The sequence below is a fragment of the Streptomyces sp. NBC_00466 genome (assembly GCF_041433995.1).
In the GTDB taxonomy this organism is placed as follows: Bacteria; Actinomycetota; Actinomycetes; order Streptomycetales; family Streptomycetaceae; genus Streptomyces.
On sequence record NZ_CP107896.1, the window covers coordinates 5,536,753 to 5,550,060 of the forward strand.

At 70.6% G+C, this 13,308-nt stretch carries 10 protein-coding genes and 1 tRNA gene; 9 read left to right on the forward strand and 2 right to left on the reverse strand.

Annotated features, from left to right (window positions below; translation table 11 throughout):
- Window positions 1–87: 87 nt before the first annotated feature.
- The 6 genes from OG210_RS24885 to OG210_RS24910 all read left to right on the forward strand — a co-directional run bounded on the left by OG210_RS24885 (window position 88) and on the right by OG210_RS24910 (window position 7,823).
- A complete protein-coding gene (locus OG210_RS24885; protein WP_328325536.1) occupies window positions 88–966 on the forward strand; it encodes an AraC family transcriptional regulator in 879 nt (292 codons plus the stop codon).
- Window positions 967–977: 11 nt separating this feature from the next.
- The gene (locus OG210_RS24890; RefSeq protein WP_328325535.1) at window positions 978–1,292 is read left to right on the forward strand and encodes a chorismate mutase; all 315 of its coding nucleotides are present in this window, start codon (window positions 978–980) and stop codon (window positions 1,290–1,292) included.
- Between the two features lie 58 nt (window positions 1,293–1,350).
- Window positions 1,351–2,202: a phosphotransferase gene (locus OG210_RS24895; protein WP_328325534.1), complete on the forward strand. Its 852-nt coding sequence runs from the start codon at window positions 1,351–1,353 to the stop codon at window positions 2,200–2,202.
- A gap of 188 nt (window positions 2,203–2,390) precedes the next feature.
- On the forward strand, window positions 2,391–4,892 hold the full coding sequence (pepN, locus tag OG210_RS24900) for an aminopeptidase N (protein WP_328325533.1): 2,502 nt from the start codon (window positions 2,391–2,393) through the stop codon (window positions 4,890–4,892).
- 166 nt (window positions 4,893–5,058) lie between these two features.
- Entirely contained in the window at window positions 5,059–6,423 is a 1,365-nt protein-coding gene (locus tag OG210_RS24905) for an aminotransferase class V-fold PLP-dependent enzyme (RefSeq protein ID WP_328325532.1), read from the forward strand.
- Entirely contained in the window at window positions 6,420–7,823 is a 1,404-nt protein-coding gene (locus tag OG210_RS24910) for a SidA/IucD/PvdA family monooxygenase (RefSeq protein ID WP_328325531.1), read from the forward strand. Before OG210_RS24905 ends, OG210_RS24910 begins: the two co-directional genes overlap by 4 nt.
- A gap of 91 nt (window positions 7,824–7,914) precedes the next feature.
- On the opposite strand, the gene OG210_RS24915 is transcribed toward OG210_RS24910, so the two are convergent.
- Window positions 7,915–9,720: a 5'-nucleotidase C-terminal domain-containing protein gene (locus OG210_RS24915; protein ID WP_328325530.1), complete on the reverse strand. Its 1,806-nt coding sequence runs from the start codon at window positions 9,718–9,720 to the stop codon at window positions 7,915–7,917.
- 161 nt (window positions 9,721–9,881) lie between these two features.
- Here OG210_RS24915 and OG210_RS24920 point away from each other — a divergent pair, with 161 nt between their 5' ends.
- A complete protein-coding gene (locus tag OG210_RS24920) occupies window positions 9,882–10,661 on the forward strand; it encodes an SIMPL domain-containing protein (protein ID WP_371538758.1) in 780 nt (259 codons plus the stop codon).
- Window positions 10,662–10,841: 180 nt separating this feature from the next.
- Entirely contained in the window at window positions 10,842–12,278 is a 1,437-nt protein-coding gene (gene pyk, locus OG210_RS24925; protein WP_328325528.1) for a pyruvate kinase, read from the forward strand.
- Window positions 12,279–12,399: 121 nt separating this feature from the next.
- Here the strand turns inward: pyk and OG210_RS24930 are convergent.
- Window positions 12,400–12,474, reverse strand: a tRNA-Leu gene (locus OG210_RS24930).
- 100 nt (window positions 12,475–12,574) lie between these two features.
- Here OG210_RS24930 and OG210_RS24935 point away from each other — a divergent pair.
- Window positions 12,575–13,228, forward strand: a complete 654-nt coding sequence (locus OG210_RS24935; RefSeq protein ID WP_266858039.1) for an ANTAR domain-containing response regulator — start codon at window positions 12,575–12,577, stop codon at window positions 13,226–13,228.
- Window positions 13,229–13,308 lie beyond the last annotated feature (80 nt).

A 13,308-nucleotide genomic window follows, 5' to 3' on the forward strand; every position in this document is an offset into this window, starting at 1 on the left:
GCAACGGAGCACATCCGCCGGGACGCAGGCGCAGCGTCACGGAACGCGACAGAGGGCGACAGGCCGCACAGGGAGGACGGAAAAGGGATGTACCACACCTGGATGCGCTATTTCACTCCGAGCTCCGTCCACCACAAGCTCGGCCTGGTCTGCCTCGGGGTGGGCCTCCAGCACGGCACCCTGCCCGCGGTCGGCCCGCGGACGCTCGACCACCATGTCGCCGTCGTCGTCGGCGCGGGCAGCGGCTGGTACCGCGGCGCCGACGGACGCCGTACGACCGTCACCGCACCCGCACTCATCTGGATCACCCCCGGCGTCACCCACCACTACGGAGCAGATCCGGCCACCGGCTGGGACGAGTCCTTCGTCGACTTCACCGGGCCCGCCACCGCCACCTACACCGAACTCGGCTACATCGAACCCGACCGGCCCGTCGTCCCGCTCACCGACGTCGCGGGCGCACGCGCCGCCGTGGGGCGCATCGTCCGCGCCGCGCGCCGCGGAAACCCGCTGCTCGAAGTGGAGAGCGGGGCCGCGGTCCACGAACTGCTCGTCGCGCTGCGCCGGGCCCGCGCCGACACCGACGCCGAAGGCGCCCCCGTCCTCCAGGCGCTCGCCCGCGACGCCTTCCAGCCGCTGACCGTCGCCGAACACGCGGCCCGGCACGGCATGACCCCGGCCGAACTGCGCAACGCGGTACGGCAGGGCGCGGGCTGCAGCCCCAAGGACTACCTCCTGGGCATCCGCCTCGGCCGCGCCAAGGAACTGCTCGCCGCCACCGATCTGCCGGTCGCCGCCGTCGCCCGCAGAGTGGGCTACGACGACCCCGCGTACTTCTCCCGGCTCTTCACCCGCCGGGTCGGAAAGGCCCCCGTCGTCTTCCGCCAGCAGCAGGGACACACCGTGCCCGGCGGCTGGAGTGACCAGATACCGGACCCCGACAACCCGCCGACGATCACGACGTAAGCTCGACGACCATGACCGAGACACCCCCGTCCGTACAGGCCGAACTGGAGCGCCTGCGCGGGTCCATCGACAACATCGACGCCGCCGTCGTCCACATGCTCGCCGAGCGCTTCAAAGCCACCCAGCAGGTCGGCCTCCTCAAGGCGCAGAACCAGCTCCCGCCCGCCGACCCGGCCCGCGAGGCCCGCCAGATCGCCCGGCTGCGCAGCCTCGCCGAGAGCGCCAGGCTCGACCCGGCCTTCGCCGAGAAGCTGCTCAACTTCATCGTCGCCGAAGTGATCAGACACCACGAGCGCATCGCGGACGGCTCCGCCCCCGAGAGCTGACCGCCGCCTGCCGCGACTGGCCGCCTGCCGCGACTGAGGGGAGCGGGGAGCCCACCGGATGACCGACCTGACGACGACCCACACGGTCGGCATCGGCCCCACCACGGTCGTCAAGCGGTTCCGCTCCTGGGACCGCGGCGAGCCGGAACGTGAGTGGCGGACCCTCACGCTCCTCGCTCGGTACGCGCCCCGGCTCGCCCCCGTGCCTCTGGAGCGGACGGCGGCCCCGCCCACCGTGACGATGACGCGCATCCCCGGCGCACCACTGCGCGGCACGACGGTCGGCTCCGCGCGGCTCACCTCGCTGGCCGGCGCCCTCACCCGCTTCCAGGAGGCGGTGCCGCGCGCCGAAATCGCCGCCCTGCCACCGAGGCTCTGGGTACCGGGCGAGATCCTCAGGGCGATACGCGCCCAGTGCGCCGCGGGCCCGCCCGGCCCCGGCCGGGGCGCCACCGGTCCGCTCGGCCCCGGCCCGTCCGACAGCCTGGCCGCCGCCCTGGCCGCCGGTGCGCGCTGGGTCCGTGCGGCCGCCCTGGACAGCCTGGCGGCAGCAGAACCGGCCGCACCGGTACTCGGGTACGCCGACGGCAATCTCGCCAACTGCCTCTGGGACGGCAGCCGTGTCCGGCTCGTCGACTTCGAGAGCGCCGGCCGCGCCGACCGCCTCCAGGAACTCGCCGAGACCGTCGAGCACGTATCGGTCTGGGCCGACAGCAGGCTCGACGCCGATGCGCTCCTGGATCACTTCCCCCTCACCCGCCCCGAGCGCGCCCGGCTCCGCGACCTCCGCCGCCTCACCTCCCTGATGTGGCTCCTCATGCTCGACGCCGACAGCCGCACCGCCCACCCACGCAACCCACAGGGGACCCCGGACCGCCAGGCGCATCGCCTCCTCGGGCTGCTGGGCTGACCGGGATACGGAGCACCGGTGCGGGCAACGCCTTTGGTCGTCAGCTCCTTTGGCTGTCTGCGAACGACGAGTTCGATCCTGTCCAAAGCGCGCGCGCCGACCGCCCCCCGCCGCATCCCCTTGCCGATCGGCCACCGGTCCCCATTACCCCGTGCGCAGGGCCGGTGGCGTACGGCACGATGGGGTTCATGTCCGTACTGACGCGCGATGAAGCGCAGCTCCGAGCCCAGCTCCTCGATGTCCAGCGGTACACGATCGACCTCGATCTGACGCAGGGCGATGACACCTTCGACTCCCGCACCGCCATCCGCTTCACCGCGCGCGCGGGCGGAGACACCTTCGTCGAGGTCAAGCCCGCCGAGCTGCGCTCCGTGACCCTCGACGGACAGCCCATCGACCCCGGGACGCTCTCCGGGAACCGGCTCCCGCTCACCGGGATCGCGCCCGGCGAGCACGAGCTGCTGATCGACGCCGTGATGCGCTACTCGCACACCGGCGAGGGCATGCACCGGTTCACCGACCCCACCGACGGCGAGACATACGTCTACACCCAGCTGTTCATGGAGGACGTCCAGCGGGTGTTCGCCGCGTTCGACCAGCCCGACCTCAAAGCCGTCTTCCAGCTCGGTATCACCGCACCCGAGGACTGGACCGTCCTCGCCAACGCCGTCACCCGGCGCACCGACGGCGGCCGCTGGCAGGCCGCCCCGACCCCGCTGATCTCCACCTACCTCGTCGCCGTCGCCGTCGGCCCCTGGCACTCCGTGACCACCGAGCACGCCGGGCTCCCCTTCGGCCTGCACTGCCGCCGCTCGCTCGCGCCCCACCTCGACGCGGACGCCGACGAGATCTTCGAGATCACCCGCGCCTGCTACGACCGGTACCACGAGAAGTTCGACGAGCCGTACCCCTTCGACTCGTACGACCAGGCCTTCGTCCCGGAGTTCAACGCCGGCGCCATGGAGAACCCGGGCCTGGTCACCTTCCGCGACGAGTTCATCTACCGCTCCGCCGTGACCGACACCGAGCGGCAGACCCGCGGCATGGTCATCGCCCACGAAATGGCCCACATGTGGTTCGGCGACCTCGTCACCCTCCAGTGGTGGGACGACATCTGGCTGAATGAGTCCTTCGCCGAGTACATGGGCTACCAGACCCTCGCCGAAGCCACCCGCTTCACCGGCACCTGGGTCGACTTCGCCATCGCCCGCAAGAGCTGGGGGTACGACGCGGACCAGCGCCCCTCCACCCACCCGGTCGCCCCCGACCCGGCCCTCGTTCCCGACACCGCGTCCGCGATGCTCAACTTCGATGGGATCTCGTACGCCAAGGGCGCATCCGCCCTGCGCCAACTCGTCGCCTGGCTCGGCGAGAAGGACTTCCTCGCCGGGATCAACGCCCACTTCGCCCGGCACCGCTTCGGCAACGCCACCCTCGCCGACTTCATCGACAACCTGGCGTCCGCCACCGACCGCGACGTCCACGGCTGGGCCGCGCAGTGGCTGGGCACCACCGGAGTCGACACCCTCACCCCCACCGTCACCGAGACCGACAACAACTGGTCGTTCAGCATCGCCCGCAATGGCAGCCGCCCCCACCGCATCGCCGTCGGCGCCTACGACCACGACCCGGTCGACCCCGCCCACCTCGTACTGCGCGAACGCTTCGAACCCGACGTCCCCGCCGAGCACGGCGCCGGCACCGCGACGCCCCTCCAGGGCCGCCGCCCCGACCTGCTCCTCCTCAACGACGGCGACCTCACCTACGCCAAGGTCCGCCTCGACGCCACCTCCTGGCAGACCGCCGTACGCGCGCTCTCCGGCCTCCCCGACCCGCTGACCCGCGCCGTCGTCTGGAACGCCGCACGCGACATGGTCCGCGACGGCGAACTGCCGCCCGCCGCCTACCTGGACGCCGCGCTCGCCCACCTCCCGCACGAGTCGGACCTCGCCGTCGTCCAGGGCGTCCTCGCCTTCGCCGCCACCCAGATCGCCGACCGCTACCTGCCGCCCGCCGAACGGCCCGCCGCACTCGCCACCCTCAGCACGATCTGCCGCGCACTCATCCGCCGCACCGAGGACGGGAACCACGCCGGACTCCGCCTCATCGCCGTCCGCCACTTCATCGACGCGGCCACCCAGCCCGACGGCATCCAGGCCTGGCTCGACGACGGCGGAGTCCCCGGCGGCCCCGAACTCGACCCGGAACTGCGCTGGCGCATCCTCCAGCGCCTCGCCGCCCTCGGCGCCGTCGACGAGAGCGCCATCGACGCCGAACTCGACCGGGACATCAGCGCCACCGGACAGGAGGGCGCCGCCCGCTGCCGGGCCGCGCTGCCCGCACCGGAGGCCAAGGCCGCGGCCTGGCAGCGGATGTTCAGCTCCGACGACCTCTCCAACTACCTGTTCATCGCCACCGCCCGCGGCTTCTGGCAGCCCGAACAGAGCGCACTCGTCGCCGAGTACGCCGAGCGCTACTACGCGGACGCGGTCGCACTCGCCGACCGCCGCGGCCCGGCCATCGCCGACGCCGCCGGACGGTACGCGTTCCCCGCGTACGAGATCACCGCCGAAGCCCTCGCACGCGGCGAAGCCTGCCTGCGCGACACCGACATGATCCCCGCCCTGCGCCGCAAACTCACCGACCAGCTCGACGACCTGCGGCGCGCCCTGGAGGTCCGCGGGGCCTGACCGCAGGTGCGGGTCGGCAGCCCCTTGTACACCACAGGAGGCTCCAACTTCCCCCCGCACCAGGGCAATACCACTTTCGGGTTGAGCTCGTTGTGCTCTTCGGGCGCGCCGCCTGTCCCCCGTACAGGCTGGGGTGACAGCCCCCAGCGCACCGAAGGACACCCGTATGAGTACGCCGCCACTCGCCGGAGGGGCCGCAGGGCCGAACGCCCTGCGGCCCCTCGTCGGTACCGTCCTCGACGCGCTGCACGACGGAGCCGCCGACCGGATCGGCCCGCTGCCGCCCGGGGGCCCGGAAGCCGTCGCCGCACGGGTACGGGCCACCGCCCACCCCGTACTGCCCGACACCGGAACCGGCGCCGAAGAAGCCCTGCGCACCCTGGTCCACGCCCTCACCGAAGGCGCGGCCGACCCCGCAGATCCCCGCTGCGCGGCCCATCTGCACTGCCCGCCGCTCGCCGTCGCAGCAGCCGCCGACCTCGCCGCCTCCGCCCTCAACCCCTCGATGGACTCCTGGGACCAGGCCCCCGCGGCCTCCGAACTCGAATCCCTCGTCACCCGCGCCATCGCCGCCGAGATCTACCCGGCGGGCGACGCACTCATCACCACCGGCGGCAGCGAGTCCAACCAGCTCGCACTGCTCCTCGCCCGCGAACGCCACGGCGCCGTCCGGATCGTCTGCGGCGCCAACGCCCACCACTCCCTGCACCGCGCCGCCTGGCTGCTCGGCCTCCCCGAACCCCTCACCGTCCCGTCGCCCTCCGGGGTCATCGACCTCGCCGCGCTCGACGAAGCACTCACCGCGACCCACGGCCCGGTCCTGGTCGCGGCCACCGCGGGCACCACCGACGCCGGACTCATCGACCCGCTCCCCGAGATCGCCGACCTCTGCGACCGGCACGGCGCGGAACTCCACATCGACGCCGCATACGGCGGCCCGCTCCTCTTCAGCGAACTCCACCGGCCGCTGCTCGCCGGCCTCGAACGCGCCCACTCGGTAACCCTCGACCTGCACAAACTCGGCTGGCAGCCGGTCGCGGCAGGCCTGCTCGCCGTCCCCGGCCCCGCCACCCTGGACGCCCTCACTCACCAGGCCGACTACCTCAACGCCGACGACGACACCGAAGCCGGCCTCCCCGACCTCCTCGGCCGCTCCCTGCGGACCACCCGGCGCCCCGACGTGTTCAAGATCGCCGTCACACTCCGCGCCCTCGGCAGGACAGGCCTCGCCGCCCTCGTCGACCGCACCTGCGCCGTCGCCGCGGAACTCGCCGACCTCATCGAGAGCCGGCCCGGCCTGGACCTCTACGACCGGCCCACCATCTCCACCGTGCTCTTCCGCCCCACCGGAGCGGACGACGCGACCGTCGCCGCCATCCGCCGCACCCTCCTCACCGAGGGCCACGCCGTACTCGGCCGGGCCCGCGCGGACAGCCGCCTCTGGCTGAAAGCCACCCTGCTCAACCCCCACGCCACCACCGGTGACCTGGAAGCTCTCCTCAAACTCCTGGAAGGCAGTACGCCCCGATGACGGACCAGCAGTCTCCCCTGGACCAGCCCCACGACCTGGTGGGGGTCGGCATCGGACCGTTCAACCTCTCCCTCGCGGCACTCGCCCACCCCCTCACCGAACTCTCCACCGCCTTCTACGAACAGCGCCCCGCCTTCCACTGGCACCCCGGCCTGCTCATCGAGGACGCCACCCTCCAAGTGCCCTTCCTCGCCGACCTGGTGACCCTGGCCGAACCAGCCAGCCCCTGGTCGTTCCTCAGCTACCTCAAGGAACGCGAGCGGCTCTACCCCTTCTACTTCGCCGAGCACTTCCACATCAGGCGCACCGAGTACGACGCCTACTGCCGCTGGGTCAGCGAGAGCCTGCCCGGACTCCACTTCGGCCACCAGGTCGACGCCATCCGCTGGAACACCGAACACGCCCTCTTCGAAGTCGACTTCACCCAACTCGACGCCGACGGAGAGGCAGAGGCACTCGGCCGCACCCACACCCGCAACCTGGCACTCGGCGTCGGCACCGAGCCGTCCATCCCGGAGACCCTCAAGCCGCTCGCCGAAGCACCGTCCGTACCCGTCGTGCACTCGTCCGACTACCTCGCCAGCCGCGAACGGCTCCTCACCGCCGGACACATCACCGTCATCGGCGCGGGCCAGTCCGGCGCCGAGATCTTCCTCGACCTGCTCCGGGCCCGCCCCGCAGGCCACGAGAAGATCACCTGGCTCGCCCGGACCGAGGCCTTCGCCCCCATGGAGTACTCCAAGCTGGGCCTGGAGCACTTCACCCCCGACTACACCCGCTACTTCCACCAGCTGCCCGAGTCCGCCCGCGACTCCCTCGCCCCGCAGCAGTGGCAGCTCCACAAGGGCATCGACGCCGAAACCATCGCGGCCATCCACAACGAGCTCTACCGCCGCACCCAGCACGGCGGCTGGCCCGACGCCGTCCTCACCCCCGGCGTCACCGTCCGCACCGCGGGACGCGTCGGCAGCAGCAAGGTCGAACTCCACCTCGAACACGCCCGGCAGGGCTCCCGCTCCCGGCTCATCACCGACGCCGTGGTCCTCGCCACCGGCTACCGGGAGCGCCCGCTCGACGGAATGCTCGCCGGCCTCGACCCCTACATGCGACGGGACGCGTCCGAGCGCCCCCGCATCGACGACCAGTACCGGCTGCTCCTCGACCCCGCCGTCACCGGCTCCGTATACGTACAGAACGCCGAACGCCACACCCACGGCGTCGGCGCCCCCGACCTCGGCCTCGCCGCCTGGCGCAGCGCGACGATCCTCAACTCCCTGACCGGGAACGACCCCTACCCGCTGCCCCGGCGCACCGCGTTCACCAGCTTCGGCCTCGACCGCGAGCACGCCCTGCCCCCGAAGAGCGGCAGCGACCTCGTCCCGCTGGCCGAACGCGGCTGAGCGCACGGGCACCGGCCGGGCCTGCGGGCAGACCCGGCCCGGTCCGGCCGGACGCGTACACCCGGCCGGACCCCCGCATCACGTCCCCGCGCTAGAAAACCGGCGTACCGTCCCGCGTCAGCTTCCAGTCCACCGAGGCGAACTCCGAAGCGTCCACGGTCCCCTTCGCCTGCACCCACGCGATGATCGTGTTCCGGATCTCGTCCGAATTGGCCCACAGCTGCTTGGCGGCCGGCACATGCGGGAAGTTCCCGCCGCCGCTCGCCCGGTAGTTGTTCACCGCCAGCACGAACTGCGCCGTCGGATCGATCGCCTTGCCACCGAACGACAACTTCGCGATCCGCGAACCGGCCGCCTTGGCGATGTCGATCTCGTACGTCAGACCCGACACCGCGTCGTAGTTGTAGTCCGGAGTGTCGTCCGCGTTCGTCAGCTTCGAGGTGTCGACCGGACCGCCCGCCGGAGTCTGCACGTAATAGCGCGCCGAGAACTCCAGATAGTCCTTGATCTGCGCACCCGTCACCAGCCGCGCCTCCAGCGTGTTCTCGAACGGGTAGAGACCCGCGGCGTCCTTGATCGTCACGTTCCCGGCGGGAATCTGCGCCGTACGCGAGAAACACGACGCCTGCGAGAGCACCGGCAGCGCCGCGTACGCACCACCGGCCAGCGCCGCCTTCACTGTGTCGGTCTGGACGGCGTTGATCAGATCGATGATCGGCTCGTCCTTCCACGGCGCGTCCGCGGTGGTCATCGCGGCGGACGACGTCCCGATCACCTCGTTGACGTACGCCACGACCTTCTTGTGCTCGTCCGTCAGCAGCTTCACGAGCTCCGGGTCCTCGGCCGCGGTGTTGGAGTTCAGCACCCGCGAACCGGCCTTCTCGACCGTCCAGCGCCCCTTCTCCCACACCAGGTCGAAGTCGAAGACCGTGAGCCGCTCGCCCCACATCAGCGGCTCGGAGAGCACGACCTGCTTCCCGGTCTTCTTGTTCTCCACGAACTTCTCGGGGATCTCCACATGCGCGTGGCCCACCAGGATCGCGTCGATCCCCGGCACCTGCTCGGCCACCAGAGCGGCCGCGTTCTCCACGTACGGGATCTGGTCACCGTACGAGGACGTGCCGCTGGCCCCCGAGTGCGCCGCCACGATCACCACGTCGGCACCCATGGAACGCAGCCGCGGCACATACTTCGCCGCCTGCTCCTCAAGCCCCGGAAACACCATCTTGCCCTGGACGTTCGCCTTGTCCCAGATGGCGATGCCCGGGTTCGTCAGCCCGAGAATCGCGACCTTCACATCCCGGCCGTGCGGCGTGCGGAGCGTCCTGAAGACGTACGGGGCGAACGCGGGCCTGAGCGTCTTCGCGTCCAGGGCGTTGGCTCCCAGCAGCGGGAAACGGCACTGCTCCTCGAACTTCCGCAGCACCGGAATTCCGTAGTTGAACTCGTGGTTGCCCAGCGCGGCCGCGTCGTAGCCGATGTGGTTCATCGCCTGCGCCATCGGGTGCACCGGACCGTGCTTGGCCGTGATCGGGTCGATCTTCGCGTAGTAGTACGACAGTTGGGTGCCCTGGATGGTGTCGCCCGCGTCGATCATCAGCGTGTTGTGGCGGCCTCTCTCCTTGCGGATCCCGCTGACCAGCGTCGAGATCTTCGCCAGGCCGACATCGTTGTGCGCGGCGTCGTCGAACTCCTTGTCCGTGAAGTAGTCCCAGTTGAAGACATGGCCATGCAGATCGGTCGTCCCCATCACGGTGAAGGAGTACCGCTTCTGCGGACGCCCGTGGTCATGGCCGTGCCCCTGCGCGGCGGCGGGCGCCGCCGTGCCTCCGGCGATGGCCACACCCGCGCCCGCGGCGGCCGAAGTACCCAGGAACGTCCTACGGTTGAGCGGCATTTCTTCGTCTCCCTAGTCACGTGCACAACGCGCGTAGATGCGGACAGCAACCATGCACAACGCGCGTAGATTCTGACCCAGGAGCCACGCGGTGCAACACCCCCCGCAGGTTTCGATCTGGTGACCGCCCACTGTCGTACCGGGGTGCGACAGTGGTACCCATGACCGACGAAGTCCCGTACCCGGCAGAGACCGCAGCCCCTCAGCACGCAGCTGCTCAGCACCCAGACCCTCGGGCCGCGGCCCCGCGATCCGCGGTTCCCTACGGCACGCCCGACACCCCCCGCGTCGCCGTGCGCGGCGAGGCCAGCCTCGAAGTCGAGCCGGAGACCGCCACCCTCACCGTCACCGCCGGCGCACGCGGCAAGGACCGGCGCGCGGCATTGCACGACCTCACCCGGCGCAACACCGCCATCCTCGAACTCGCCAGGGGCTACGGCGAAGCCGTCGAGAAGCTGGAGAGCGGCGCGCTCTCCATCAGCCCCGAACCGGACCGGCACGGCCGGGGCGAAAAGATCCGCGCCTACTCCGGCCACGTCCGGATCACCGTCGTGCTCAACGACTTCACCGCACTCGGCGAACTCACCTCCCGCCTCGCCCGCCAGGAACTGACCCGCGTGGACGGACCCTGGTGGGCGCTGCGTCCCGGATCGCCCGCACACCGCGAAGCCCGCCGGCAGGCCGTACGGGACGCCGTCACCCGCGCCCGCGAGTACGCCGAGGCACTCGGCGCCGAGCTGACCGCCCTCGTCGAGCTCTCCGACCCGGGCGCGGACGACGGCGCACGCCCGCCCGCCCCCGGATTCGCCGGTGCCCGCGGCTTCAGAGCGGCGGCACCCGGCGCGGCGGACGACGCACCGTCCATCGACCTCGAACCCCAGCGCCAGACCGTGTACGCACAGGTGAACGCCCGGTTCACCATGTCACCACCGGCGCTCTGAGGCCCGCACCGGGAAACCCGCCCGGGAAGCCGCCGTGATTCCGCATCAGGGCCATCGGAATTGCTCATCAGAGCGCACCCGCGCACAATTCAACAGTTGTCAATAGCCTTTCACGTAAAGGTGGTTGAGACGTCATGTGTGACCCATCACTTACCCATCGGTAAGGCATACGCTCGAACCATGCGCCGAGCAAAGATCGTTTGTACCCTGGGCCCCGCGACCGACTCGTACGACCAGATCAAGGCACTGGTCGAAGCCGGTATGGACATGGCCCGATTCAATCTCAGCCACGGCAGCTACGCCGAGCACGAGGAGCGTTTCCGCCGCGTACGCAAGGCTGCCGAGGAGACCGGCCGCAGCGTCGGCATCCTCGCGGATCTTCAAGGTCCGAAGATCCGCCTCGGCCGCTTCGCCGAAGGGCCCGTACTCCTTGAACGCGGAGACGAGTTCACCATCAGCGTCGCTCCCGGCGCCCGGGGCGACCGGAGCAGCTGCGGCACCACCTACGACGGCCTCGCCGGTGACGTGACCACCGGCGAGCGCATCCTCGTCGACGACGGCAAGGTCGCCCTCGAAGTCACCTCGGTCGACGGCCCCCGGGTCCACACCACGGTTGTCGAGGGCGGCATGGTCTCCGACCACAAGGGGCTCAACCTCCCCGGTGTCGCGGTGTCGGTCCCCGCGATGTCGGAGAAGGACACCGATGACCTCCGCTGGGCACTGCGGGCCGGGGCCGACATCATCGCGCTCTCCTTCGTGCGCAGCGGCCAGGACGTCGACGAGGTCCACCAGATCATGGAGGAGGAGGGCCGCAGGCTCCCCGTCATCGCCAAGATCGAGAAGCCGCAGGCCGTCGAGAACATCGACGGGATCGTCGCGGCCTTCGACGGCATCATGGTCGCCCGGGGTGACCTCGGCGTCGAGATGCCCCTCGAACAGGTGCCGATCGTCCAGAAGCGCGCCGTGAAGCTGGCCAAGCGCAACGCCAAGCCCGTCATCGTCGCGACCCAGATGCTCGACTCGATGATCGACAACTCCCGGCCCACCCGCGCCGAGGCCTCCGACGTCGCCAACGCGGTCATCGACGGGACGGACGCCGTGATGCTCTCCGGCGAGACCAGCGTCGGCAAGTACCCGGTGGAGACGGTCCGGACGATGGGCCGCATCGTCGAGGCCGCCGAGGAGGACATCCTCGCCCGGGGCCTGCCGCCGCTGAACGACCGCAACAAGCCGCGCACCCAGGGCGGCGCCGTCGCCCGCGCTGCAGCCGAGATGGGCGACTTCCTCGGCGCGAAGCTGCTCGTGGCCTTCACCCAGTCCGGCGACACGGCGAAGCGCCTCTCGCGCTACCGCTCACCGATCCCGCTGCTGGCCTTCACCCCGGACCCGGCAACACGCGCTCAGCTCACCCTGACTTGGGGCGTGGAGACCTATCTCGGCCCGCACGTGGAATCCACGGACGAAATGGTCGCGCAGGTCGACGAGCAACTCCTGAAGGCGGGCCGCTGCCAGAAGGGCGACATCGTCGTGATCACCGCAGGCTCCCCGCCCGGCATCGCGGGCTCCACCAACCTGGTCCGCGTCCACCATGTCGGGGAGGACGACTCCCCGAAGTAGACGGCTTTCGGCCGACGGCTTTCCGGCGTATCGCCCGGATCAGAATGCGGGGCGCGGGAAAGGGAGCGGAGGCGAACAGTGAACGCCTGCCAAGGCTGAACCTTGGAATCGAAGGGAAAAGTGCCCCGAGTCGGACTCGAACCGACACTGTATGGGTTTTGAATCCATTGCCTGCTGCCAATTGGGCTACCGGGGCTCGCAGGATCGAAGGTTAACCTTGACCCGCTGCGCGTCCACCATACCGTAGCTAGGTACGCTCATGGGGAGCTGTACCAGCCTTGGAATGAGGAGCCCCCGTGACCGCCCCCGAGTCGCCCCAGCCCGTCGCCGACGACGACAAGTCGCACGTCCCGCCGCTGACGACCCGTGTCGTCATCGCCGAGGACGAGGCCCTCATCCGCCTCGACCTCAAAGAGATGCTCGAAGAAGAGGGTTACGCGGTCGTCGGCGAAGCCGGTGACGGTCAGCGGGCCGTCGAGCTGGCCCGGGAGCACCGGCCCGACCTGGTGATCCTCGATGTGAAGATGCCCGTTCTGGACGGGATCTCCGCCGCCGAGAAGATCACCGAGGAGTCCATCGCCCCGGTCCTGATGCTGACCGCGTTCTCGCAGCGCGACCTGGTGGAGCGGGCCCGGGACGCCGGTGCGATGGCGTATCTCGTGAAGCCGTTCTCCAAGAGCGACGTCGTGCCCGCCATCGAGATGGCCGTCTCCCGCTTCACCGAGCTGAAGGCCCTGGAACAGGAGGTCGCCGACCTCTCGCAGCGGCTGGAGACGCGGAAGCTGGTGGACCGGGCGAAGTCGGTGCTGCAGACGCAGTACGGGCTGACCGAGCCCGCCGCCTTCCGGTGGATCCAGAAGACGTCGATGGACCGCCGGATGTCGATGCAGCAGGTCGCCGAGGCGGTCATCGAGGACGCCGAGGAGAAGAAGGCGGCCAAGGAGCAGTAGCTCCGGCGGGGCTCCAGGTCCGCACGCAGTACGAAGGCGACAGCCGGACGGCCCGCCCCGGGAGACTGGGGGTGGGCCGT

Excerpts from the sequence above, each read along its gene's own strand:
- OG210_RS24890 (WP_328325535.1), top strand. The coding sequence starts at position 978 with ATGACCGAGACACCCCCGTCCGTACAGGCCGAACTGGAGCGCCTGCGC.
- OG210_RS24910 (WP_328325531.1), top strand. The coding sequence starts at position 6,420 with ATGACGGACCAGCAGTCTCCCCTGGACCAGCCCCACGACCTGGTGGGG.
- OG210_RS24885 (WP_328325536.1), top strand. The coding sequence starts at position 88 with ATGTACCACACCTGGATGCGCTATTTCACTCCGAGCTCCGTCCACCAC.
- OG210_RS24915 (WP_328325530.1), bottom strand. The coding sequence starts at position 9,720 with ATGCCGCTCAACCGTAGGACGTTCCTGGGTACTTCGGCCGCCGCGGGC.
- pepN (WP_328325533.1), top strand. The coding sequence starts at position 2,391 with ATGTCCGTACTGACGCGCGATGAAGCGCAGCTCCGAGCCCAGCTCCTC.
- OG210_RS24905 (WP_328325532.1), top strand. The coding sequence starts at position 5,059 with ATGAGTACGCCGCCACTCGCCGGAGGGGCCGCAGGGCCGAACGCCCTG.
- OG210_RS24895 (WP_328325534.1), top strand. The coding sequence starts at position 1,351 with ATGACCGACCTGACGACGACCCACACGGTCGGCATCGGCCCCACCACG.
- pyk (WP_328325528.1), top strand. The coding sequence starts at position 10,842 with ATGCGCCGAGCAAAGATCGTTTGTACCCTGGGCCCCGCGACCGACTCG.
- OG210_RS24920 (WP_371538758.1), top strand. The coding sequence starts at position 9,882 with ATGACCGACGAAGTCCCGTACCCGGCAGAGACCGCAGCCCCTCAGCAC.